The sequence below is a fragment of the Phytohabitans flavus genome (assembly GCF_011764545.1).
Classification (GTDB): domain Bacteria; phylum Actinomycetota; class Actinomycetes; order Mycobacteriales; family Micromonosporaceae; genus Phytohabitans; species Phytohabitans flavus.
The window spans coordinates 3,464,119-3,487,421 of sequence record NZ_AP022870.1; the positions used below are offsets into that span (position 1 = coordinate 3,464,119).

The following is a 23,303-nucleotide window of genomic DNA, read 5'->3' on the forward strand; positions in this document are numbered from 1 at the left end:
TGGGTGTCGACAATGGACAGCACTTGCGCTACCTCCCTCAGCCCGCCTCGATGACCACGATCGGCTGCCCGGTCCGCACCTCGTCGTCCTCCTTGACAAGATGTTCCCGCACGACGCCCGCCACCGGAGACGGAATCTCCACGACGGCTTTGTCGGTCTCCACCTTCACCAACGGGTCACCGGCCGCCACGGTGGCGCCGACGTGCGCCGCCCATTCGATGATCACTACCTCGTCGACGGTCTCCGCCACCCGGGGCAGTTTGACGGTCATCTTCATGCGGCGGCCCACACGTTGCGGAACATGGCGGCAGTCTCCGGTTCGGGCAGTGCGGCCACGGCGTCGGCGACCGCGTCGAGGTCCTCGCGGACCGCCTTCTCCAGCGCGGTCAGGTCGTCCTCCGAAGCCGCGCCGGTGGCCAGCAGCTCGGCCCGGGCCAGCGTCAGCGGGTCGCGCTCGCGCCACAGCTCCAGCTCACCCGCGGGCGGTAGGTGGCCTGGTCGGCGCGGGAGTGCCCGGCGAAGCGGTACGTCTTGGCCTCCACCAGCGTCGGTCCGTCACCGGCGCGGGCCCGCGCGACCGCCTCGGCGAGCACCGCCCGCGTCGCGCCGACGTCCATGCCGTCGACCGGCACGCCGGGGATGTCGTAGGAGCCGGCCCGGCGGTACAGGTCGCTCAGCGGGGTGGTGACGTCGATCCGGCTGTACTCGGCGTAGACGTTGTTGTCGCAGATGAAGACCACCGGCAGCTTCCACACCGCGGCGAGGTTGAGCGCCTCGTGGAACGCGCCGATGTTGGCCGCGCCGTCGCCGAAGACGCAGACCGCGACGCTGTCCTCGCCGCGCGTCTGGTAGGCCAGCGCCACCCCGGCGGCCACCGGCAGGCCGGCACCGACGATCGCGAACGTGGGCAGCAGGCCGACGTCCGGGTCGGACAGATGCATCGAGCCGCCCACGCCACCGGTACACCCGTCGGCCTTGCCCATGATCTCGGCCAGCACCGAGTGCACCGTCATGCCGAGCGCGAGCGCGATGCCGTGCCCCCGATATGTCGCGCTGACCGTGTCGGTGGGGCGCAGCTCCAGCGCCAGGCTGACGTCAAGCGCCTCCTGGCCGGCGCACAGGTGGGTGGTGCCGTGGATGGCGCCGCGCGCGAACAGGTCGTTGACCCGGTCCTCGAAGCGGCGGATCTCGTACATCCGCTCGTAGCGGGCAACCGGGTCACGCAGCGCCTCCCGCCGCCGCACCGGGTCGTCCGAACGCACCAGCGTCATGCCGTTACCCCTTCACGCAGCCACCACGGATCCGGCACCTCGCCGGTGTCCAGATAGGTCTTCAGCTGGTACTCGATCTCGTCCGCCGAAGGGCTGAAGCGACCCTCCAGCCCCTTGTTGTAGGGCACCGGCACGTCCGGTGCCGTTACCCGGAACGGCGGAGCCTGTAGCGCCCGGAACGCCGCCGTGGTCACCGCCGACACGACCTCGCTGCCCCAGCCACCGCTGGCTGGCGCCTCCTCGACCACGACGAGGCGGCCGGTCTTGGCCACCGAGGCGAGCACGGTGTCGCGGTCCCAGGGCACGAGCGTGGAGAGGTCGATCACCTCGACGCCGGTGCCGAGCCGCTCGGCCGCGCTCAGGGCGGCGCGGACCGTCTGCCCGAGCGCGACGACGGTCACCGCGTCGCCCTCGCGGACCACGCGGGCGGCGCCCAGCGGTACGACGCCCTCGTCGCCGGTGACGCACTCGCCGCGCTCGGCGTAGAGCACCCGTGGCTCCAGGATCACGACCGGGTCGGGGTCCCGGATGGCCGCGCGGAGCAGCCCGTACGCCGTCTGCGCGTCGCTTGGCGCGGCGACCTTGAGGCCGGGCGTGGCGGTGAGCCAGTTTTCCAGCGTCTGGCTGTGCTGGGTGCCGAAGCCGAGGCCGGAGCCCGTGCTGGCGCGCACGACCAGCGGCACGCTGACCCGGCCGTTGCTGAGGTAGCGGAACTTGGCCGCCTCGGTCACGAGCTGGTCGAGCGCGACGCCGAGGAACTCCATGAACATGATCTCGACCACCGGTCGCATGCCCACCGTGGCGGCGCCGACCGCGGCGCCGACGAATCCCATCTCGGATATCGGGGTATCCCGTACCCGCAGCGGCCCGAACTCGGCCAGCAGCCCCTCGGAGGTCTTGAACGGGCCCTCGGCGGCCGCCACGTCCTCTCCGAACAGCATCACCGAACCGTCCTCGCGCATCGCGTCGGCCAATGCCGCCGCGATCGCTTGCCGTACCCGCATCCGTACCATCCGACCTGTCCCCTCCGGCCTGCGCCTTCTCGGCTGGAAACGTTTCTAATCCTGACCCGACCACGGCCGCGCAGTCAAGCGTCCGAGCGAGATACGAGCGCCCTGGAAGGCGTCTGGCTAGGCGTGGTGCGACGGATTCCCGGTAACGTTTCCGGACGAGACATCGCTTTGCGCCGTGAGCCGGCCCGCGGTGTCCACCACTCGCGCGCCGGCCACCGCACCCTCGGGTCCGGGCAGCACCGTCAGCGTCTGCGTGCCCACCATCGGCGCGACAAGCCGGTACCCAAATGTCCGCCCGACCAGGCCAGCGCCGTACCGGCCGGCGAACTCGGCCATCATCAGCGCCTGGAGCGGGCCGTGCACCACGAGTCCCGCGTAGCCCTCCGCGCGCGCCCAGCCCAGGTCGTAGTGGATGCGGTGTGCGTTGTACGTCAACGCCGAGAAGCGGAACAGGAACGCCTCGTCGACGGCCAACCGCAGCCGCGGCCCGGCTGCCGGCTCCGCCACGGGTGCGCCGCCCGGCGGCGAGGTGGCGCCCGCCGCGCGGTACACCAGATCGCTCTCCTCGACGATCGCGACCTGCCCGCCCTGGCTGATCTCGGTGCGCAGCGTCAGGAAGGTGAGAGGGCCGCTGCGCCCCACCTTCTCGCTGGTCCGGCTCACCCAGGACACTCGGGTCGCCGGCTCACCGATACGTAGCGGGTGCGTGGTGGTCACCCTGCCGCCGGCGAACATGCGCTTGAGACCGGGACCGGGCGGCGCGGGTACACCGGAGGTGGGATGCCCGTCCGGGCCGAGGTCGGCCGAGGGGCGGCGTTCCAGCAGGTACACCCAGTGCCACATCGGCGGCAGCACAGCCACCGGGACATCGGTGTCGAGCAGGTTGGCGAGGGCCTCCGCGGGCTCGGGCGCGATGACCTCTTCGCGCACCACCCGACCGGCCACTGGCTGCGTTGTCATGATCGGCATGAAACCACGCCACGCGCCGCAGCCACCAGCAGGTCAGTGGATGTCGGCTGGCGCCCGCCGCGGTGTAGACATAGGGAATGAACGATTTCAGACCTATCCATAGCCTCACGCGCAGGCGACTGCTGCTCAGCGCCGGTGCCGGCGTGCTCGGGATCTCGGTCGTGAGCACGATCGCCGGCTGCACGACATCGCCGGACACCTCCGGCTCCGACACCTCCACACCGGACGGTGGCACGCCGGACGCCAGCTCGCCGGCGAGCGGGTCCGGCGACGCGATAGCCGGCGGCTGGCAGCGGGTCGACCTGTCGTTCGTCTCGGCCTACCTGCTGATCCGCGGCGGTGAAGCGGCCGTCGTCGACCTGGGCACCCCAGGCTCGGGCGCGTCGATCGAGGCCGGGCTCAAGGCCGCCGGCGCCGGCTGGGACACCGTCCGGCACGTCATCCTCACCCACCAGCACCAGGACCACGCCGGCGGCGTGACCGAGGTAGCGCCGAAGGTCACCGCCGGTTCGCTGTACGGCGGCGCCGCCGATGTGGACGCGATCAGCTCGCCGACGCCGCTGAAGCCGGTCAACGACGGCGACGAGATATTCGGCCTTCAGGTCATCGGCACGCCCGGGCACACCGCCGGACACATCGCGGTGTTCGATCCCTCGACCGGCGTCCTGGTGGCCGGCGACGCGCTCCGCACCACCGACGGGCTGGTCGGCCCGGACCCGCAGTACACCGCCGACATGACCCAGGCGGCGGCGTCCGTGCGCAAGCTGGCGGCATTGGACGTACGCGTCATCCTGCCCGGGCACGGCGCTCCCCTGACCAGCGGGACGGCCGAGGCACTGGCGAAACTCGCCGCCGCACAGCCGGCCCGCTGACTAGGGCCTGTTTCAAAAGATTTGTCGAGGCGAGCCGGGATCCAGGCGGCGATCCGGCAAGTCGGGCGCAAGGTCGCATACCGGTGTTGTATGCGGCCTTACGACCGGCGCCGCCGGTCGTCGTCTGGGCCCGGCGCAGCCCGGCAAGGTTTTTGAAACAGGCCCTAGCAGTACCGTGTAGCTGGTGGACGACGCGACTCTCGAGGCCCCCGTGCGACCCGATGTGCCGCCCTGGCGGGTCATGGTCTCGTTCATCCGCCCGCACGTCCTGGCGCTGGTGGTTGGCGGCCTGCTCAGCCTGGTGACCGCGGCGACCGGGCTGGCCCTGCCGCTGGTGGTCCGCGAGCTGATCGACGACCTGACCGACGGGCGTCCGGTCGCGGCCTTGCTGGCGTTGATGACCGTGCTCGTGGTGGCCAACGCGGCGATCGGCGCGCTCGGCACGTACGTGCTGCGGCGCACCGCCGAGTCCGTGGTCCTCACCGCCCGGCGCGGGCTTGTGGCGCGGCTGCTGCGGCTGCGCCTCGGCGTGGTGGAGAGCACCGAGCCGGGTGACCTGATGTCGCGCGTGACCGCCGACACCACGCTGCTGCGCGAGGTGACCACCAACTCCCTCGTCGGCGGCGCCACCAGCTTGATCACGCTCGTGGCGACCGTGGTGATGATGGCCCTGCTCGACCTGGTGCTGCTCGGCGTGACGCTCGGCGCACTGCTCGCCGCGGGCGTCGTGATCGGCCTCGTCGTACCGCGGATCAACCGGGCGGCCCGCCGGGCGCAGGAGTCGGTCGGCGTGATCGGCGCCGCGCTGGAGCGGATGTTCGGCGCCTTCCGCACGGTCAAGGCGTCCGGCGCCGAGGAGCACGAGCAGCGCCGCGCCGTCGAGGCCGCCAGCCAGGCGTGGCAGGCCAGCGTGCGCGCGGCCAAGTGGAGCGCGGTGGCCGGCAACACCGCTGGGCTGGCCGCGCAGGTGGCGTTCCTGGCGGTACTCGGCACGGGCGGCGCGCGAGTGGCCTCCGGCACGATCGACATCGGCACGCTCATCGCGTTCCTGCTGTACGTCTTCTACCTGATGGCCCCGGTCAACCAGCTCGTCGCGGCGATCACGCAGTACCAGGTCGGCTCCGCCGCGGTGGCCCGCATCCAGCAGGCGCACGCCATGCCCGTCGAGCCGCCCAGCCCGCCGGCCGAGCCGCCCACCGCCGGCGCCGCCCCGGCGACCGTCACGTTCGCCGACGTCCGGTTCCAGTACCGGACCGAGCTGCCCGAGGTACACCGAGGCGTGAGCTTCCACGTCCCGGCGGGCGGCATGACCGCGTTCGTCGGGCCGTCCGGCGCAGGCAAGACCACCGTCCTCTCGCTCATCGAGCGGTTCTACGAACCCAGCGGCGGCCAGGTGCTCGTCGACGGCGTCGACGTACGCGACTGGCCGGTCGCGGGGCTGCGGGCCACCATCGGGTACGTCGAGCAGGACGCGCCGGTGCTGTCCGGCTCGCTGCGGGAAAACCTGCTGCTCGGCGCGCAGTGGGCCAGCGAGGACGAACTCGTCGAGGTGCTGCGCACCGCCCGGCTGGAACGCCTCGTGGCGGGGCTGCCGGAGGGGCTCGACACCCAGGTCGGGCACCGAGGTACCAAGCTCTCCGGCGGCGAGCGGCAGCGGGTCGCGATCGCCCGGGCGCTGCTGCGGCAGCCCCGGCTGCTCCTGCTCGACGAGGCGACCTCGCAGCTCGACGCGGTCAACGAGGCGGCGCTGCGCGACACCGTCGCCGACGTCGCGCACACCACGACGGTGCTGGTCGTCGCGCACCGGCTGTCGACGGTGACGATGGCCGATCGCATCATCGTGATGGACGCCGGCGAGGTCCGCGCGATCGGCACGCACGCGGAGCTCGTCTCGGCCGACGCCCTCTACGCCGAACTGGCCGCGACCCAGTTCCTCGCCGCTACCCCGTAACGGCCCTAGCGGCCTGACGTATCAGCGGCTAGCGGCACCGCCGGTGTCTTGCTGTAGCCGAGCGCTTCGACGATCTTGCCGTCGCGGACCCGCATGAGGTTGACGCCGCGCACGTAGTCAGCGGCGCCGGTCCCGTACCGGTAGCGCCACCGGATGCTCGCCCGGTCGCCGGCCACCGCGATCTCCTCGGGCTCGAACTGGGTGGCGTGGTCGCCGGCCAGCGCCCGCCAGAACGTCAGGCACGCGGCACGCCCCTCGTAGCGCGCCCCGTCCGGGGCCGGCTGGATCGCCTCCATCACGCACTCCTCGCCCACCAGCTCGTCGAGCTGGTCTGGGTCGTGCCGAAGAAAAGCATCGTTGAACCGCCGGATGACCTCGCTGGTGTCGGACATACGGCCGACCTCCTTCCAGTAGAACGTTCGGTCTACCCGGCGAATATATCGACCGGTTGTTCTACTCGTCAACGGCATGGCAAGCTGGGCCCGTGGGCACACGAACCCAGCCAGGCCCGCGCGAGCGCCTACTCGCCGCAGCGCAGGAGCTGAGCTACCAGCAGGGCGTCAACGTCGGGGTCGACGCGCTGCTGAGCGCGGCTAACGTGGCCCGCCGCTCGCTGTACGAACACTTCGGCGGCAAAGACGGCCTGATCGCCGAGGTCCTGCGCCGAGCCGCGGCCGAGGACCTGGAGCGGTACCGGTCGGCGATCGCCGCAGCCGGCGACGATCCACGCCAGCGGCTGCTGGCCGTCTTCGACATGCTCGACCAGGTCGTCAGCGCGCCGGACTTCCGCGGCTGCCGCTACCTCGGCGCCGACCTCGCCCTCGCCGACCAGGCCCACCCCGCGCACGCCGTCACCCGGCAGTACCGGCAAGCGCTGCACGAACTCCTCGCACACGAGGTGGAGCGGCTGGACCTGCCTCACCCGGCGCACGTCACGGACCAGCTCATGCTCCTCGTCGAAGGCACCCTCGCCACCGGCGCGGCCCGACCCACCAGCCGCCCGGCCCGCGACGCACGCGAGCTCGTCCAACACATCCTCGGCTAACCGGGTCAGAAGGCGACGCGGTCGCGGGCGGACCCGGACAGGTGCTCGGCCGAGATGACGACGACGAACGAGTGGGCGACGTCGCCGGCTGGGCCGTCGCCGTCGAAGTGCGGCAGGGACACGGCCTCGTGGTGGCCGGTACGCAGGTCCAGAGCCTCGTACCTGGCCGGCTCGCGCGGCCGTTCGGTGGCAGCCGAGCCGGCCTGCATGCGCGGGCCCGGGGCGGTCTGGATCAGGATCTCGTCTCGCCCCCGCCAGCTGAGAAACTGCGCCCACGGTTTCACGCACCGGTCGGACATCGCCGACGGCGTTGGCGTCGCGCACGTCCAGTCGCCGGCCTTCACGCCGTGAGGGATGGCACCGGTGTCGTCGACCAGGGCGTAGTCGGTGGTCCCGAGTCCGGTACGGACCAGCGTCCCGGCCCCTTCCCTGTGGGCGCGGACGAACCCCACCTCGGCAGGCAGTGGCAGCCGGCCGGTCAGCCGGCCGTCGAGATCGGTGATGACGATGCCGAACAGCAGATGCCCGCTGTCCGGAGTCCACGCGACCTCCGGCGTGCGTTCGTCCCTCAGCGCGAGAGCCAGATCCGGCAAGCGTGGCGGTGACGGTTCGCTTGACCCGTAGAGGTGTGCGGTGTTGAACCGCCGCACCTGGGCCGTGTCCAGGTCCACGACGGCGATGTCGGCGGCCTGCGCGCGTTCGTCCCAGCCCCTGGCCGCGGCGTACCGCCCGTCCGGGGAGATGGTCGCGAAGTCGGGCCGGACCGGGATGTCGTACCAGCGGATCGCCCCGGTCGTGGCCTCGTACCGGCCGACCCGGCCCGGCACCTGGTCGCCCTCGCCCTTCGGCAGCACCGCCGCGTACCGCAGGTCGTTGGTCGGCTCGGACACCGTCTTGACCATCACGTTCCGGTAGTCGCCGGTCTCCGGGTCGAGCACCTCCCACCGGTGTACGTCCGTCCCCCTCGCGGACGTGGCCAGGTAGTCGGTGTGGCGGACCGCGAAGAGCGCGTTCCGGCCGCCGGTCGTCGCGGGCGTTGGTGACTCAGTGCGGACCACGGCCGCGATCGACACCGTCACCGCCGCTACCGCGACCGCGACGGTGGCCCCGCCGAGCGCCGCACGCATCCGGCGGCGCCGCTTGCCGGCCACCATCGCCCGCTCCCCAGCCGCGGCGGCATCGCGGCGGTGTCCGTCAGGTCGGTGAGGCTTTCGCGTACCAGCCTTGGCAGGCCGCTCATTTGACACTCTCCCGAAAGGTGTTGGGACCATTGAGCTCCGGCGCGATTTCCCGGAGCCGGGCCAGCGCGCGGTGTGTCTGGCTGCGGACCGTGCTGGCGGAGCAGCCCAGCAGTTGGCCGGTCTCGACATCGGACAGATCCTCGAAGAAGCGGGCGACGAGCACGGCCCGCTGCCGCGGTCCAAGCCGCATCAGGGCTTGCCGCAGCTGTAGCCGGCTCTCGCTGGCCGCGTTCTGGTCGCGCGGGTCCGGCCGGTCGGGCACGCTGCTGGCCGGCAACTCCCGCAGCCGGCGGCGACGCCGCCACACGGTCACCTGGCTGTGGTACATCGCCCGGCGCACGTACGCCTCCGGATCGCCACGCACGTGCCGCCAGCGGGCGAACGTGCGCGCCAACGCGTCCTGCAACAGGTCCTCGGCCGCGTGATGTGCACCGGTGAGAGCCAACGCGACCCGGAACATCCGGTCGCCGGACCCGGCCAGGAACTGCCGGAACTGTTCAGCCTCGGAATCGCTCACGGTCCCTCGCTTCCCTCCGCCTCACCCCAGAGACGAACAGAGCACCGGTACCGCTGCAACCAAACCCGTCGCTTACCGTGGACAGAGCACGACCGAGGAGATGACGTTGATGAACAAGCTCGCCAGGCTGTCCTGCTCGCGGCGATGCGCGCGCAGCGACTCCCCTGACGGGCTACCGCCGCTGCCCGAGACGCTCCGCCAGGGTCTCCCGCAGATCGTCGGGTAGCCCGTCGATCCCGACAAGCTCAGGCAGCAGCTCCGGCTCGGTCATGTACGCCCGATAAGCCCGCGCGATCGTCACCCCGTGCGCCGGGCGGTCCTCCACGGTCACCGGATCGCCCGCCCACACCTCACCCGGCTCCAGCACACGCAGGTACGCACCCGGACGGCCCGACCGGGCGAACGTCTTCACCCACCGCGGCTCGCCCATCTTGCGCTGGAACGTGACACACGGGACGCGTCCGAACGTCGGCTGAAGCACCAACCGCGGACCGATCCGCCACCGCTCGCCGATGACCGCGCCGTTGACGTCGACCTCCTCGGTCGTCAGGTTTTCACCGAAGAGCCCGTTGGCCAGCCGGCGACTCAGCCGCGCCTGCCACCAGTCGTAGTCCTCCCGCGCGTACGCGTAAACGGCCTGGTCGTCGCCGCCATGGTGCTCGATGTCGAAAATCTGATCGCCGACCAGACCGGTGTGCAACCCGGTCGTCTTGGGCCCCGGCGCACGCACCATGACCAGGTGGTCGACGGGCCGCTTGTTGATGCCCGTAAGACCACCCTTGGCCGGATTGGGCTCCGGCACCGCCAAGTTGACCGAAACAATCCTGCCCACGCCGGCAACCTAACCCGCCCCGCCCATCACCCGCCGCCCAATTTCCCGCCCTCCACAACCACGCAAACGCTCCAGCACGGGGCGGCCGCGCGCGGACAGAATCCGGACGTGGAACGTCCGCAACCGCTCGTACTATCGCCGGCATGGCAATCGCTCGCTTCCCCAGCATCGTCATCGACTGTCCCGATCCCGCCGCGCTCGCAGCGTTCTACGGTGCGATGTTGGATTGGAAGGTCGACGTCTCCTCCGATTGGGCTCACGTCCGCGCGGAGTACGGGCAATGCATCTCCTTCCAGCAGGTGGATGGATACACGCCGCCGGTGTGGCCAACCCAGGAGCATCCCCAGCAAATGCACCTCGACGTGATCGTCGACGACCTCGATGCCGCCGAAGCGGCAGTGCTCGACCTCGGCGCGACCAAACACCCGCACCAGCCCGGCACCTCGTTCCGAGTCCTCCTCGACCCGGCAGGTCACCCGTTCTGCCTCTGCCTGAACTGATCCGGCTACCACCCGACCGCCGACGCGAGGCCCCACCGCGACGGGCGGGTAGCGATCGGCGCTTCACCCCAAAGCCCAGACACGTCGACGACCGTCGATGTTGCCTGAGTGGGTCCAGGCGTGATGGAATGGGTCATATCGCCGCAGCGCGGGGGCAACCGCGCTGGAACGGCCAGCACGGGAGCATCGCAGTGCCGGCAGCGCGCCGCTTTGGCAGACGCTCGCGCGCCGCATCGCCGGGCCATCTCCACGACGACGGGTGTCCAAGGCGGTCTGCCAACACACCAGAAGCGGCGACGAGGTGAGAGGCAATCATGATCTCCCGGGAGAGTTTCGCGGGGTGGTACCGAAACCGCTACGTGTGGGTGGCGGTGATCCTGATGGCGGTGACGGCCGGCGCGGTCGTGCTGGCCAACCCGGCCGGCACGGAGGCGGAGCCGGCGGATCTGCGAGGCCAGATCGTGTCCCGGATGCGCACCACGCTCGAACAGGCGGACCCGGGGCAACACAACCACGCCGGACACGGTGCTCAGCAGGTGGCCAGCGGGAAGGCGAAGCCGGCGGTCGTCTGCGGGGTCCACGTCTACGGCTACGAGCCGGCCGAGGTCACCGCGCTCGCCGACGTGCGGACGGTCTACGGCTTCCACCTCTGCGGGCTCGCCGAGCAGAAGCGCCCCTGGGATGTGGCGGTCAAGCTGGCCGGCCCGATCATCATGGACATGTCCACCGAGCCACCGGGCATCCAGGTGGTCGAGGCGACCGCCGACGTCATGTTCGTCGACCGGCTGCGGGAGATGTTCCCGGACAAGTACGCGGAGCTGGCGCTCAAGGAGGCGCTGGCCGACTCGGAAATGGCCAACCTGCGCCGCCGCTACGACGCCGCGGCCGGAAACTGAGCGAAGCTGGCCGGGGTTGGATTGTGAACCGCGGAGGGTGAGGCCGCGGGAGCGACGGTCCGGACCACCGCGGACATCGCGGTAGCTCAAGTCTCCACAATGGAATGGATCCACGGAGAGATCGGGGTCCACCTTGCCTTCCGCGGCCCGGCCGATGGCCCGCGGCGTGGCGATCCCGGCCAACTCGATCCACATCGATATGGAACAGATCCAGTCTTGATATTCATGTCGATCAATGCAATGGTTGTCGGAAGCGCTCCCATACCGACCTTTTCGTGCCGAGGAACGGAGGAATGAACAGTGCGTTCACACAAGTCCGACCAGTCCGACGGTCGATCCCGGCCAGCCTCCCGTCAGTCCCTGCGAGTGCTCGTCCTGCTGTTCGCCATGGTGGTCGGTATGCTGCCCTGGGCCGGCGCGGCCCAAGCCCACGGCACCATCATCAACCCGGCGAGCCGCGCCTATCAGTGCTGGAAGACCTGGGGCAACCAGCACACCAACCCGGCAATGCAGCAACAAGACCCCATGTGCTACCGGGCGTTCCAGGCCAACCCCGACACCATGTGGAACTGGATGAGCGCGCTGCGGGACGGCCTCGCTGGCCAGTACCAGCCCCGTACGCCGGACGGGCAGCTGTGCAGCAACGCCCTTACCAGGAACAACACGCTGAACCAGCCCGGAGCGTGGAAGGCGACCACCGTAAGCCGCAGCTTCACGGTCAACATGTACGACCAGGCCAGCCACGGTGCTGACTTCTTCCGGGTCTACGTCACCAAGCAGGGGTTCAACCCGGCCACTCAGAGCGTCGGGTGGGGCAACCTGGACCTGATCACGACGACCGGGCGGTACGCGCCGGCGCAGAACATCTCGTTCAACGTCTCGACCTCTGGACGCACCGGAAACCACGTCATGTTCGTGATCTGGAAGGCGTCGCACATGGACCAGACCTACATGTGGTGCAGCGACATCAACATCGTCTGATCCTGTAGGCGTCCGACAACCACGGCACTACTCCGGCCCAGGACCCTGGCGTCCTGGGCCGGAGTCCGCTACGAGAGGGAGCGGGCCAGCTCCGTCCGGTTGCGGACGCCGACCTTGCGGAAGACGTTGCGCAGGTGGAACTCGACGGTCTTCACCGAGACCGCCATCAGGTCGGCGACCTCCTGATTGCTGAGCCCGCCCGCCACGGCCGTCGCCACCCGCAGCTCCGTGGCGGTCAGCACCGAACGCTCCACAGTCGACAGACGGGGCATACCGCCGGTGCCCGTGGTGATTGCGTCCAGCTCGGCCGCGACCCGCGCGACGAGCCCGGCCGCGCCGGTCGCCGCGTACCCGCTGCTCGCCGCCTCCAGCAGCCGTACGGCGTCGGCCCGCCGCCCCAGCCGCGCGTGCTGCGTGCCGAGCAGCCACGCGATGCGCGCCTTGGAGAGCCGCTCGACGGGGCGGTTCAGGCCGGCGAGCACCCGCTCCACCCAGGCCATCACCGCCGGGTCCTCGGGCTCGGCGATCCAGGCCCGCCAGGCCGGCAGGGCCGGGGCGACCGGCCAGCGCAGCGGCGGGTCAGGCGTCCCCGCGAGCAGTTCGCGCGCCGCGTCGCGGTCGCCGCGCAGCGCGTGGTGGGTGGCGAGCTCCCACCGGTGCTCGTACACGAGACCGGAGTTGCCACCCACCTGCGCCCGGACGAGGTAGTCGACGACGCCGGCCCACGCCTCGACGTCGCCGCTGGCCAGGTGGAGCGCCGCGGCACACTCGGCGATGTGCGCGGCCACCCAGACCGAGCCGGAGCGGGCGGCCAGCTCCCGGGCGGCCGCGAGCTGCCGGGACGACTCGGCGAGGTCGCCGCAGAGCGCTTCGACCTTGACCAGCCAGGAGACGATCTCGGCCTGGAGGTCGAGGCGGTCGGCGTCGACCGCGTGGTGGTACGCCCGGCGCAGTTCGGCACGGCCGCGCAGCAGGTCGCCGGACCAGGCGTCGCCCATGCCGAGCATCGTGGTGAGCCGGGTCCGCCGCCCGCCGTCCACCTCGGGGCGCTCGGCGATGTCCCGCACCAGGTCGGCGAAGGTGGGGCGGACCAGGTGCGGGCGGATCGCGGTGAGGGTGGCGGTCATGGCGCACTCCACGTACAGCGGGTCGCCGGCCAGTCCGTGCTCGGTGAAGAGGCGCAGCGCGATGTCGAGGTCCCGCTCGGCGTGCTCGCGCCCGGCCCGTACCCGCACCACGCCGGCCAGGGTGTGGAAGAGGAAGTCCACCTCGGGGTGCGGTGGCCGGGGCGCAGCGCGGCGAGCCGGGTCACGACGGGTGCAAGGGCCGCCGGGTCGGCTGTGCGGGACAGCGCCAGGAACGCCTCGGCCAGCAAGCGGGCGGCCGCCACCGGGTCGGCCTCCCGGCGGGCGGCGTCCAGGAGCCCTTCTGCGTCGATCACGGCGTCGATTCTAGGGAGATCGTTTTCAGCCAGGATCTCCCTGGTACCCCTGGGTACTGCGGGTGTTCTGGTGGGAAACCGCCCGATAGTGCTGACTGTCCAGGTCACCGTTTGCCGCGACCTGGGAGAGGTGCAGGAGGCGCCGCCAAGTCGGCACCTCCTGCACCTCTGATCCGTCTATGGAATCGGGATATACGAGTAGCCGTCGAGCAGCGCGTACTGTCCGCTCCGCTTCGTCATCGTCACCGTATGCGTCCCCGGCGGCAGGTCCGCTTCAAAGACCGGAACATTCACGAACCGGGTCGGTGTCGCGGTGTCGACTGTGACGGCCGGGCCGCCGTCGACGGAGAACTCGACCAATCCCTGGTCGATGTTGCGCTCGCTGTGGATGCGCACCGTCGTGCCCGTGAACGTGATTGTCGCGGTGGCCCCGTTGGTCGTCGTGTAGAGGACATCGCCCTGATAGTCACCCTCGGAGCGGTTGCTTGAGAGGTTCCATCCGCTGGCTGTGACACTCGGGTGGGTTTCATTCACCCGCACCCAGGGATCGGGCTCGCCGAGGGAGATCGTTCGCCCTTCCAGTTCGTCAGGGACGATGACCTCGGCGAAGGTGGTGCCGACTCGACGCACGTCGAGCGGCTCGGCGGCTCCTGCGTAGACCTGCGTCGTATCGCTCAGCCCGCTGACGGCAAGGAGTACCCGCCCGTCGACCGCCCGGTCGGACACGAATCGAAGGCGCTCTTGTGCGACTGCGGAGAGCTCGGCCCAAGCCGGTTCGAGGCCAGCTTTCGAGATGATTCGCTTAGGCACATCCGCCAGCGAAGGCCGCTCCGGAATGACCGTGTTCCCCTCGACAGTGAGTGCGAGTGCCGGCGGCGAGCACGGGTAGGAGCCGATCTGGCCGGCGAAGTAGTTGCCCGTCGTCCACAGGTACCCGGCCGGCGAGCACCCGCCCTGGGATGCCCCGACCGTGTTCATCGCGACGTTGCCCTGCCAGCGGATGAACTGCGCCCCCGCGTCGTCGTAATACGTGAAGTTCGCGTGGCCGTCGCTGAAGGCGACGTTGCCGGTGGCGAGCATCCCGTTCTCCAGCGTCGCGTCGATGTCGAGCGATCCGTCCGGGGAGTACACGTACTGGGCCTGGTGGCCCTCGAGGTAGATCGCCCCGCCGTCGTGCAGATCCTGCATGTAGTTGTAGAGCAAGTTGTAGCTGATCTCGTTGCGCGCGTTCACGTTCTGGTTGCGTTCGGGAGCGCGGGCGTCGGTCGCGTGCCCCTGAACGATGCCGCCGGTGATCGCCGTGTAGGGCGTGTCGAAGATCTCGTTGTGCACGAGATCAAGGTCTTGACCGAACAGTACGGTGACTCCAGGCGCCGCCTTGTAGTCGCGTCCGACAGTGTGGATCACGTTGTTGGCGACACGGGTGTTGCGCACGATCTCGTTGTTTCCGATAACGTCCTTGGCGACAGCATCGGGGTCGGGCGTGCAGTTGTCCTTGATGCCCTGGTGCGTCGATGCGTCCAACGGTTGCGGGTCGAACGTACATCCGAGGTAGATGCCCGTGCTCGAGGTGTCCGTGATGTGGTTACCCTCGACGAGTGTGCGTTGCGCGCCGTAGCGGATGCTGAGTCCTGCTCCGCCCAAGGCGCGGAACGTGTTCCCGACGAATGCGATGTTCCTGCTGGCGCTCACGTCGATGTTTCCGAACGGCTGCGTCAACGCACCGTACGGGCAGGTTCCCGCAGGCGAGGTGACCGTGCACTTGCCCTGGTTCGGTGCGCCTGTAATGTGCAGGTTCGACTGCACCTCGGCGAAGCCCGTGTGCGAAGGCGAGAGCCAGGTCGCGTACGAGAACTGGATGCCCTCGAAGCGGATGTCGTGCACCGGCCGCGACAGGGTGCCAGCGACGGTCATCAGGCGTTCGAGGTGCGGCAGGGTGATGTCGGCATCCTCAATGTCCTGTCCGTCCGGCAGGGCGTAGTAGAGCTTGTGCGCGGCCTTGTCCAGGTACCACTCACCCGAGGAGAGCAATGACGGGTGGTTCTCGACCGAGGTCGGGACGGTGGAGGTCGACATGTTCGGAAGTCCGCCGCTTTCGATGGCGGCGCGATCCGGTCGTTTCGTCATGCCATCCCAGCACACCGGGCGCATGGTGACCGTGGTCGCAGTCTCGCCGGCGACCACGGAGTCGACGAGGCAGCGGGACTGGGTCCAGGGACCGGTCTTTCCGCTGTAAACGAACTCCACGCCGGCGGCGGAGCCGAGGCTCTCGAGCCAGGCCCGCGCCTTCGACTCGGTGACCGAGTAGCCGGTGGAGCTGCCACGCCATCCGTTCGTGAAGCCGATCTCGGCCGCACTGGCCTGTGCGATCGGCGCCCAGGCGCCGTCGACGTAGACCTGGCGGGTCGCGCTGCCTTCCGGAACGTCGGCGACCCACACGCCCCGCTCCGCATCGCTCAGCGACCACCCGGTAACGCGCGTGCCACCAGAGAACACGACGCTCCCGGGCCGCTTCGCCCGCCACACGACGGGAGCGCCCTTAACGCCCGAGTCTGCGGCCGAGAACTCGAGCGTGCGCTCGAGGTCGTATCGCCCACTCAAAATCGTGACCGTGACGGACTTGCCCGCGGACACCAGTGTCCTCGCCCGAAGCTGCGCGTCCTTGAGGGTGCAGGGCGCTGCCGCTGTGCAGCCCCTGCCTTTGCCGTTGACGGAGACGAACAGCTCCTTGCCGCTTGATGCCGAAGCGGGGGTCGCCGCGCCGAGCAACCCGACGGTAAGGAGAAATGATGCGGTGAGCACCCCCGCCACTCTGGATAGCATCGGATGTTTCATCATCACGTAGCTCCATCGCTCTCGTAACGTGCCCGCTACAGCGCGGAAACGTTCTTGAAGGCATCATGATTCATCCGATGTTTGAGCGCAAGACCACAGTGTCAACGGCCCGCGTGATCGTCCGACGGCGATCCCGGGTCGGGCTTGGGGTTGGGCTTGGACCGCGGACCTGGCAGCGGAGGTCGGGGATCTCGGTGAGCGCCAGCGAGCCGCCGGCCTGCGCGGTGCCCGCGGGAGCATGCGGTCCGCAGGTGACGCGGACCGGGGAAAATCGAATGTGGCCCCGACCCTGAAGATCTCTAGTGCCGTATGCGTGTGGACACGCGACGGCCTCACGGCGAGAGCATCGGCGGCGGATCCCCGGTGATGATGACCAGCCGGTGCTGCCGCTGGTCGAAGAGAATGGTCTGGCCATCGGACCGGCCCAGCAGCAGGAGTGCCGCCGGCTGCCCACCCAGGCTGGCGCGTAGCTGTGCGGTGACGCCTTGCGGATCGTCAGCCAGCACAACCTGCTCCACATTGACCTGTAGCGGGTCGTACCACGCTGATTGCCGCGGGCCCGGCGACAGCGTGGCGGCTTCGACGAGCAACACACCGGACCAGACGAGGAAGCACAACCCGGCCGCGGCCATCCACCGGCGGCCGGTCCTTTCCATGGCGCCGCGACGGACCTCGACCGTGGACAGGTCCGCGCTGAGCGCGGCCCGGCGTGCCTCCATCCGGGCCAGCGTGCGCCTCGTCGCCTCGGGTTGGGTCACGGCGTTGCTGCTGAGCACGTTCAGCAGGGTCTGGCTGCGGGTGTCGATCTCATTGAGCTCGTCCTGTAGCGCTTCTTCGATCCGGCCGGCCGCGAGGTGCGTACGGCTTCCCTTGAGCATCAGGGCGAGTATCACCACCAACAGCACGGCGTTGGCCGGCGCCACGCTCACCGCCAGGATCTCCGCGAAGCCCAGCCCGACAGTCTCCGGCGTAATGCCGTAATGAGCGAAGTAGACGGAATAGGAAATCCTCAACACGCAATAGAAGGCCAGGCCCGCTACCCCGGTGATGGCCGACCAGTGGGTGAGGATGTCCGTGACTGGGGATCGTCTCGTCACTCGACCACACCTCCGAATCGGGCGTGGACCGGACAGTACTATATGGACGCGCGCTTGAGCTGAGGGAGGCTGCGGTGGCCCGAGTCCTCGTCGTCGAGGACGAGCCCGCGTTCAGCGACGCCGTTGTGTACATGCTGGAGCGTGAAGGGCTATCCGCCGCCGTCGCCGCTGACGGGCACGCGGCTTTGGAGCAGGCTTCGACCGGTGAGTTCGATCTTGTGCTCCTTGATCTCATGCTGCCGGGAATGAGCGGTCTTGACGTTCTCAGGACGCTTCGCCGACGCGGCCAGGACATGCCGGTGCTGGTGGTGTCCGCACGCGACGCCGAGATCGACAAGGTCGTTGCCATCGAGCTCGGTGCCAACGACTACATAACCAAGCCGTTCTCCCCCAGAGAGTTGATGGCCCGGGTCCGTTCTCACCTGCGTACCCATGGAAACGCGCAGCCCGGCCCGACCGAGGTCGAGGCAACCGAGGACGTCGAAGTCGCGCAGGGCCAGCCACCCGGCAGCTCCGACGCCGCACCGCTGGATATCGTGCTGCGCCAATGGCTCCACGATGTCACCAACTCGCTCGCGGTGATTCGTACCGTGACGCAGATGTGGGGTGTCCGTGGCGGGAACACCGAGGAAGATCTGCGACTGATCGACCGCGCCGCCACTCATGGCATCCAGATCGTTCAGCAGCTCAGGACCGCGTTGACGTACACCGGGCAGAATCCGGCGGCTGAACTGCCGGTCGGAGCGGTCCACCTGGAAGAGGTCCTGGACCTTGTGGTGAGCCGGTTGCCCGTCGCCGACGCGCGGCGGGTCGTCCTGCGTGTCCCGGACGAGCCGACCACTGTGGTCGCCGAGCAGAGCCTGCTTTCCGGGGTAATCCTCAACGTCATCGACAACGCTCTGCGTGCCACCCGCGAGATGGCGGCCAAGACCGACGTCAAGGTGACCGTGCTGGATGCCGAGACGGTGGCCGTCGATGTGACGGACACGGGACCGGGATTTCCGTCCGGCCTGCTCAGCGAGCTGTTCACCCGGCCGCTGGAGCTGGATTCGGGGGCGGCGGCGCGTCCCGCTCAGGCGCCGGGCTCTACCTGGCCAAGCGGATTCTCAACGGTTGGGGTGGCGAGATAGCCGTCCTCGGCAGCCGACCTGGCAGCACCACCGTCCGGGTCACCTTGCGCCGCACCGATGAGGCACCCACGGGCACCGGTGACGACCTCGGTCTGGGCTCGGCCGAAAGCCGATCCGCCGCTCTGCCGGCCGGTCTGACCGCGCTCGTCGTGGACGACGACCCCGACTTCGCCGGTCTGCTTCGACGGCTGCTGGAAGGTCAGGGCATCGAGGTGCATGTCGCAGAGTCCGTCGCGGACGCCGAGGCGCTGTCCGCCGCGTACATCTTCGACATCGCGCTCATCGACTACCGGCTCGGCCCCGCCGACCAGCCCGCCAGGACCGGTCTGCACGTCGCCACGGCGGTACGGCGCACGAGCCCGAACGCCCTCGTCATCGTCCTGACCGGCTACTCCGATCGAGTGGTGGCCCGAGAAGCCATCCGGGTGCGGGTCGACGACGTCATCAGCAAGGCGGGCCTGACGGTCACCGAGTTCACTCGGACGCTGGCGGAGTCGTTGGAGCGCAAGCGTCAGCGCGACACCCAACTGGGCCCGGCATATCTGGAAAGCGTGGTCAACCAGAGCCTGGCGAACGTAGCCCACGAGCTGCGCAGCCCACTGGTGTCGATCATGCGGCAAACCGAGGCGCTGATCTCCGGGGCGCTGGGCAGCCTGTCCGGCGACCAGCACACCGGCGCGGCATCCATTTCGGACGAGGCCCGGCGCGGCCTCAACCTCATCAACGCTCACCTGGACCTGAACCGGATCGAACACCGGATCACCCGGCTGGAGCCCGCCGAGCACGATGTGGCGGCGATCCTCGCCGACGAGGTCGAGTCGTACACCGCACGCGCCGCCGCCAAAGGCGTCAGTATCAACCGGTCGACCCCCTCGGTGCCCACCGTGGCGCGAGTCGACCTGCCCAAGCTGCGCAGCGCCCTCAACCCGATCATGGACAACGCGCTCAAGTACTGCCGGGAACGGGGCCGCATCGACGTCGCGGTTCGCGTCCAGGACGAACACGTCGTCATCGAGGTGCACGACGACGGGCCGGGGATGCGGGCGGACGACGTGGACCGGGTGCTGCGGCCGGACACGTGGGGCGGCACGGCGCCGTCGCCTCGCGCTCGCGGGACGGGGCTCGGCCTGACCATCGCCCGGCGCTTCTCCGAACTTCACGGCGGCCATCTGGAGATCGGGTCGCCCCGGGATGGCGGGACCACGGTCCGGCTGTGGCTGCGGCAGTATCCACCGACCGAAGGAACAGACGATGTCGGGTGAACGGATTCTCCTCGTCGAGGACGACGGTTCCCAGGCCAAGCCGTTCAGCCAGATGCTGGAGTACCGGGGCTACACCGTCCGCTGGGCCCAGGACATCGTCTCGGCCACGCGGATCGCCCGCGAGTTCGACCCGCACCTGGTCATCGTCGACCTGCTGCTGGTGAGCACGGAGGCCGAGGCCGACGGCTTCGATGTGATCACCACGTTGCGCTCGGCGAGCTTCGCCACGCAGGCATTCGGGATCATGGTGTGGACCTCCCACTTCGTCAACGCCAAGGACGAGATCCGGGCGCTGCGCAGCGGCGCGGACGAGTACCTGCGAAAGGACGCCGAGTTCGGCCTGATCGAGGCCCGGCTGGAGGCGTTGCTACGCCGGATCAGGCAGCTTCGTGGATCTTGAGGGCGCCGGGGTGGATGCACGCGGCGTCCACCCCGGCGCTGGCCGTTACCAAGTAGCCCGCTATGCCAGGAGGGTTTCCAAGTCCTCTATCAGCTCCTGAGCTTCAGCCCGGCGCGGAAGCACCAGCTTGTACCCGACCTGCCGCACCGTACCGATCATCGACTCGTACTCGCTGCCGAGCTTCGCGCGCAGCCGCCGCACGTGCACGTCGACAGTGCGGTGACCGCCGAAGTAGTCGTAGCCCCACACCTCCCGCAGCAACTGGTCCCGGGTGAACACCCGACCCGGATGCTGTGCGAGAAACTTCAACAGCTCGAACTCCTTGAAGGTCAGATCGAGTGGCCGACCCTTCAGCTTCGCGGCGTACGTCTCGGGATCGATGGAAAGCTCACCGCTGCTGATGAGCGAGCCGGAAGCGCTGCCGGCCACGCCCGTCGTCCGGGTGGCCAGGAGCCGCAGCCGCGCCTCGACCTCGGCAGGACCGGCGGTCGCCAGGACCACGTCGTCCAGTCCCCAGTCGGCGGAGACCGCCACCAGACCGGCCTCCTGCACCACGGCGAGCAGCGGCGCCCGCAGGCCGCTGGTCCGCAGCGTCCGGCAGGCGTCTCGCGCCTCGGCCAGCGATTGCCGAGCATCCACCAGTACGACATCGGGATCAGAACCGGATGCCAGGGCGGACCGGTGATGACCGGCGACGCGCACGGAATGCGGCAGCAGATCGAGTGCGGGAAGCACCCGGCCGGCGGGCGCACTGCCGGGCTCGGCCGTCAGTACCAAAATCTCCACGCGGTCCCACCTCTCGGCCAGCTGGCAGAGCCCATCTGCCAGACAGCCTCCAACGGCAATGTTTCGGTTTCGGTGGTCGCATGTTTCTCCCCGCCATCCCTGCCGGCCCTTCAGGGCCGGGCGTCGGCTCCGTGCGGCTCGAGATCCGGTACCCCGACGCGGTCTCGACCGCCGAGCGGAGCTGGCGTTCGGGCGGGCGAGCGGCGGGACAGCAGGCAGCCGGTCAGCGCGGCGGCGAGGCCGGCCAGCCCGGCGGCCGCGAAGCCGCCGCCTGGCACGGTGAGGTCGATCGCCATGCCGACGACCGGGGATCCGAGCGCGAAACCGCCGCTCTGCGCCGAGGACTGTAGGCCTGTCGCCTCACCCCGCACGCCGGCCGGCGCCAGCCGGCTCACCGCGTCGGCCACCGTGGACAGGGTCGGCGCGGTGAGCAGCCCGGTGCCGGCCATGGCCACGCACAGCCAGGGCCAGTCGTGGGCGAACCCGGCGGGAATCGTCACGAGCCCGAGCAGGCCGAGCAGCAGCCACGTCGGCAACGGCCGGGGCAGCGCGCCGTAGATCAGCCCGCCGGTGACGGACGAGACGCCGAGCACCGCTACGACGACGGCGGCCCAGGACAGCTGACCTGCTTCCTCGAGCGTGGCGATGATGGCGAGGTCGACGCCGCTGAGCAGCATCGTGGTGCCGAACCCCATCGTCAGTACGGCGATCATGCCGACGCCCAGCCACTCCCGGCGCGGGGGCCGTCCCGCCGCGCCGGCAGCCACCTCGTCCGCGGCGCGAACCGGCGGGTTGAGCAGCGCGATCCCGGCGCCACCGGCCACGATCGCGGCACCCACCCCCACGCGACCACCTCGGGGGACGTCGCCGCCGCACACAGGATCACAATCCCGGGGCCCACGATGTACGACAGCTCGCCCTGCACCGATTCCAGCGCGAACGCGGGCCGGCGCTGTTCGGCCGTCGTCATCGCGGCGATCGCCTGCCTGGTCACCGACTGGGCCGGCACCATCAACAGGCCCGCCGCGAAGGCGGCGCCCAGCAAGACCCCGTACGGCAGGATCGGCACGCTCAGCCAGAACACGACCTGCACGACGACGGTTGCCAGCACCACGGTGCGCAGGCCCCGCCGGTCGATCATGCGGCCGAGAAGCGGCCCGCCCAGCGCCACCCCGGCGGTCAGCGCCGCCGCGACGCCTCCCGCCGCCGCGTAGCTCAGGTCCAGGCCCAGCACGATGTACAGCGTCAGCGCCATCACGTCAGCCGTGATCGCGGTACGGGCGAGCAGCGAAACGCCGAGCAGCGGTGCCATCCCCGGCACGGCGAGCACCTGCCGGTATCTGGTCACGTACCTGACGCTAGATCAACCGCCACGTTATAGGAATGACCAATCTTGTTGGAGTCGGCATAATGGATTCTTATGGCCAAGCACCTTGAACTCGTGCTGCTGCGGTCGTTCGTCACCGCTGTGCGGTCGGGCAGCATCAGCCGCGCCGCGACCGCGCTCGGGCATACCCAGCCCGCGCTCAGCCAGCAGTTGCGCAAGCTCGAGGGCGTTGTCGGCCGGCCGCTGCTGTACCGGTCGCCGGCCGGCGTCCTGCCGACGCGGGCGGGTGAGGAGCTTTTGCCGTACGCCGAACGCATCCTCTCGCTCTCCGCGGAGGCACTCAGCGAAACCGGGCGTACGCTGACCGGCCACTGCGGCGTCGGGCTGCTCGAAGATCTCGCCGCGACCCAGCTTCCGCAGGCCCTCGCCGACCTCGCCCGGCTGCACCCCGACGCCACGCTGGAGGTGCTCTGCCTGTCCGGCGGCGCGATGCGGGAGGCCTACGACGCGGGCCGCGTCCACCTCGTGCTCGACGAGGTGGAGGACCTTCCCGGACCCCCGCGCTGGACGGTACGCCGCCCGCTGGTCTGGGCGATCGGCCAGGGTGTGGACGTGGCCGCCGATCCGCTGCCGGTGGTGCTTTTCTCGAACACGTGCGCCTGGCGTACGGCGGTGGTGGAAACGTTGAACAATGCCGATCGGCGCTGGCGGGTGGCGTTCGAAAGCAACAGCCTCGTCGGTGTGCTCGCCGCGCTACGGGCCGGGCTCGGCGTCGCCGCGCTCATGCCGGTAAACGTCGAACCGGCCATGGCCTTCCACAACGCGGACGCCCTGCCCACCCTGCCGGACATCGAGCTCGGCCTCGCCCGGCACCCACGGACCGAGGGGGATCCGCTGATCGACGCCGTGGAGGCCGCGCTACGACGCATGACCTGAG

The 23,303-nt window shown here is 69.8% G+C and carries 26 protein-coding genes; 10 read left to right on the forward strand and 16 right to left on the reverse strand.

Annotated elements, in window-relative coordinates; all coding sequences use genetic code 11:
* Nucleotides 1–37: 37 nt before the first annotated feature.
* The 4 genes from Pflav_RS15125 to Pflav_RS15140 form a co-directional block, all read right to left on the reverse strand.
* On the reverse strand, nt 38–277 hold the full coding sequence (locus Pflav_RS15125) for a biotin/lipoyl-containing protein (protein ID WP_173036745.1): 240 nt from the start codon (nt 275–277) through the stop codon (nt 38–40).
* Nucleotides 278–440: 163 nt separating this feature from the next.
* Entirely contained in the window at nt 441–1,271 is an 831-nt protein-coding gene (locus Pflav_RS15130) for a thiamine pyrophosphate-dependent dehydrogenase E1 component subunit alpha (RefSeq protein WP_173036746.1), read from the reverse strand.
* Nucleotides 1,268–2,275, reverse strand: coding sequence for an alpha-ketoacid dehydrogenase subunit beta (locus Pflav_RS15135; RefSeq protein ID WP_197938529.1), 1,008 nt, complete (start codon nt 2,273–2,275; stop codon nt 1,268–1,270). Before Pflav_RS15135 ends, Pflav_RS15130 begins: the two co-directional genes overlap by 4 nt.
* A gap of 126 nt (nt 2,276–2,401) precedes the next feature.
* Nucleotides 2,402–3,244 (reverse strand): HTD2 family dehydratase, encoded by an 843-nt coding sequence (locus Pflav_RS15140; protein ID WP_173036748.1) that lies wholly within the window; start codon nt 3,242–3,244, stop codon nt 2,402–2,404.
* 86 nt (nt 3,245–3,330) lie between these two features.
* On the opposite strand from Pflav_RS15140, the gene Pflav_RS15145 reads away from it, so the two are divergent.
* Complete coding sequence (locus tag Pflav_RS15145; protein ID WP_173036749.1) at nt 3,331–4,125, forward strand: MBL fold metallo-hydrolase; 795 nt, start codon at nt 3,331–3,333, stop codon at nt 4,123–4,125.
* Between the two features lie 184 nt (nt 4,126–4,309).
* Nucleotides 4,310–6,076 carry an ABC transporter ATP-binding protein gene (locus tag Pflav_RS15150; protein WP_232071434.1) on the forward strand — a complete coding sequence of 589 codons (1,767 nt, stop codon included), beginning with the start codon at nt 4,310–4,312 and terminating at the stop codon, nt 6,074–6,076.
* A 5-nt stretch (nt 6,077–6,081) separates the two neighbouring features.
* Here Pflav_RS15150 and Pflav_RS15155 read toward each other — a convergent pair whose 3' ends face one another.
* Entirely contained in the window at nt 6,082–6,468 is a 387-nt protein-coding gene (locus tag Pflav_RS15155; RefSeq protein WP_173036750.1) for a nuclear transport factor 2 family protein, read from the reverse strand.
* Between the two features lie 92 nt (nt 6,469–6,560).
* Here Pflav_RS15155 and Pflav_RS15160 point away from each other — a divergent pair, with 92 nt between their 5' ends.
* Nucleotides 6,561–7,121, forward strand: coding sequence for a TetR/AcrR family transcriptional regulator (locus Pflav_RS15160; protein ID WP_173036751.1), 561 nt, complete (start codon nt 6,561–6,563; stop codon nt 7,119–7,121).
* A gap of 5 nt (nt 7,122–7,126) precedes the next feature.
* Here Pflav_RS15160 and Pflav_RS15165 read toward each other — a convergent pair whose 3' ends face one another.
* The 3 genes from Pflav_RS15165 to Pflav_RS15175 all read right to left on the reverse strand — a co-directional run bounded on the left by Pflav_RS15165 (nt 7,127) and on the right by Pflav_RS15175 (nt 9,711).
* Nucleotides 7,127–8,275, reverse strand: a complete 1,149-nt coding sequence (locus tag Pflav_RS15165; protein WP_173036752.1) for a hypothetical protein — start codon at nt 8,273–8,275, stop codon at nt 7,127–7,129.
* A gap of 82 nt (nt 8,276–8,357) precedes the next feature.
* Nucleotides 8,358–8,879, reverse strand: a complete 522-nt coding sequence (locus tag Pflav_RS15170) for a SigE family RNA polymerase sigma factor (protein ID WP_173036753.1) — start codon at nt 8,877–8,879, stop codon at nt 8,358–8,360.
* A gap of 172 nt (nt 8,880–9,051) precedes the next feature.
* A complete protein-coding gene (locus tag Pflav_RS15175; protein WP_173036754.1) occupies nt 9,052–9,711 on the reverse strand; it encodes an MOSC domain-containing protein in 660 nt (219 codons plus the stop codon).
* A gap of 143 nt (nt 9,712–9,854) precedes the next feature.
* Here Pflav_RS15175 and Pflav_RS15180 point away from each other — a divergent pair, with 143 nt between their 5' ends.
* The 3 genes from Pflav_RS15180 to Pflav_RS15190 all read left to right on the forward strand — a co-directional run bounded on the left by Pflav_RS15180 (nt 9,855) and on the right by Pflav_RS15190 (nt 12,088).
* A complete protein-coding gene (locus Pflav_RS15180) occupies nt 9,855–10,211 on the forward strand; it encodes a VOC family protein (protein ID WP_173036755.1) in 357 nt (118 codons plus the stop codon).
* 314 nt (nt 10,212–10,525) lie between these two features.
* Nucleotides 10,526–11,107, forward strand: a complete 582-nt coding sequence (locus Pflav_RS15185; RefSeq protein WP_173036756.1) for a hypothetical protein — start codon at nt 10,526–10,528, stop codon at nt 11,105–11,107.
* Between the two features lie 300 nt (nt 11,108–11,407).
* Nucleotides 11,408–12,088, forward strand: coding sequence for a lytic polysaccharide monooxygenase auxiliary activity family 9 protein (locus tag Pflav_RS15190; RefSeq protein WP_197938531.1), 681 nt, complete (start codon nt 11,408–11,410; stop codon nt 12,086–12,088).
* Nucleotides 12,089–12,156: 68 nt separating this feature from the next.
* On the opposite strand, the gene Pflav_RS15195 is transcribed toward Pflav_RS15190, so the two are convergent.
* The 5 genes from Pflav_RS15195 to Pflav_RS15210 form a co-directional block, all read right to left on the reverse strand.
* On the reverse strand, nt 12,157–13,326 hold the full coding sequence (locus Pflav_RS15195) for a helix-turn-helix transcriptional regulator (RefSeq protein ID WP_173036757.1): 1,170 nt from the start codon (nt 13,324–13,326) through the stop codon (nt 12,157–12,159).
* Complete coding sequence (locus Pflav_RS15200; RefSeq protein ID WP_173036758.1) at nt 13,212–13,529, reverse strand: hypothetical protein; 318 nt, start codon at nt 13,527–13,529, stop codon at nt 13,212–13,214. Before Pflav_RS15200 ends, Pflav_RS15195 begins: the two co-directional genes overlap by 115 nt.
* A 25-nt stretch (nt 13,530–13,554) precedes the next feature.
* Nucleotides 13,555–13,686, reverse strand: a complete 132-nt coding sequence (locus tag Pflav_RS47440) for a hypothetical protein (RefSeq protein WP_269474508.1) — start codon at nt 13,684–13,686, stop codon at nt 13,555–13,557.
* Nucleotides 13,687–13,706: 20 nt separating this feature from the next.
* On the reverse strand, nt 13,707–16,340 hold the full coding sequence (locus Pflav_RS15205) for a right-handed parallel beta-helix repeat-containing protein (protein ID WP_173036759.1): 2,634 nt from the start codon (nt 16,338–16,340) through the stop codon (nt 13,707–13,709).
* 356 nt (nt 16,341–16,696) lie between these two features.
* Nucleotides 16,697–17,461, reverse strand: a complete 765-nt coding sequence (locus Pflav_RS15210; RefSeq protein WP_173036760.1) for a hypothetical protein — start codon at nt 17,459–17,461, stop codon at nt 16,697–16,699.
* A 74-nt stretch (nt 17,462–17,535) separates the two neighbouring features.
* Between Pflav_RS15210 and Pflav_RS15215 the strand changes: the two genes are divergently transcribed.
* Genes Pflav_RS15215 through Pflav_RS15225 form a run of 3 tightly spaced genes read left to right on the forward strand, consistent with a single transcriptional unit; the run spans nt 17,536 to nt 20,253 of the window.
* Nucleotides 17,536–18,591: a hybrid sensor histidine kinase/response regulator gene (locus Pflav_RS15215; protein ID WP_173036761.1), complete on the forward strand. Its 1,056-nt coding sequence runs from the start codon at nt 17,536–17,538 to the stop codon at nt 18,589–18,591.
* 44 nt (nt 18,592–18,635) lie between these two features.
* On the forward strand, nt 18,636–19,853 hold the full coding sequence (locus Pflav_RS15220; RefSeq protein ID WP_173036762.1) for an ATP-binding response regulator: 1,218 nt from the start codon (nt 18,636–18,638) through the stop codon (nt 19,851–19,853).
* Nucleotides 19,843–20,253: a response regulator transcription factor gene (locus tag Pflav_RS15225; protein ID WP_173036763.1), complete on the forward strand. Its 411-nt coding sequence runs from the start codon at nt 19,843–19,845 to the stop codon at nt 20,251–20,253. Before Pflav_RS15220 ends, Pflav_RS15225 begins: the two co-directional genes overlap by 11 nt.
* 60 nt (nt 20,254–20,313) lie before the next feature.
* Here the strand turns inward: Pflav_RS15225 and Pflav_RS15230 are convergent, their stop codons facing one another.
* The 3 genes from Pflav_RS15230 to Pflav_RS45570 form a co-directional block, all read right to left on the reverse strand.
* Nucleotides 20,314–21,039, reverse strand: coding sequence for a winged helix-turn-helix transcriptional regulator (locus tag Pflav_RS15230; protein WP_269474509.1), 726 nt, complete (start codon nt 21,037–21,039; stop codon nt 20,314–20,316).
* Nucleotides 21,040–21,149: 110 nt separating this feature from the next.
* Complete coding sequence (locus Pflav_RS43605; protein ID WP_269474622.1) at nt 21,150–21,752, reverse strand: MFS transporter; 603 nt, start codon at nt 21,750–21,752, stop codon at nt 21,150–21,152.
* A complete protein-coding gene (locus Pflav_RS45570; RefSeq protein ID WP_232071436.1) occupies nt 21,749–22,387 on the reverse strand; it encodes an MFS transporter in 639 nt (212 codons plus the stop codon). The genes Pflav_RS43605 and Pflav_RS45570 overlap by 4 nt, the downstream gene beginning before the upstream one ends.
* Nucleotides 22,388–22,459: 72 nt before the next feature.
* Between Pflav_RS45570 and Pflav_RS15240 the strand changes: the two genes are divergently transcribed.
* Nucleotides 22,460–23,302 (forward strand): LysR family transcriptional regulator, encoded by an 843-nt coding sequence (locus tag Pflav_RS15240; protein WP_173036764.1) that lies wholly within the window; start codon nt 22,460–22,462, stop codon nt 23,300–23,302.
* Nucleotide 23,303: the final 1 nt, after the last annotated feature.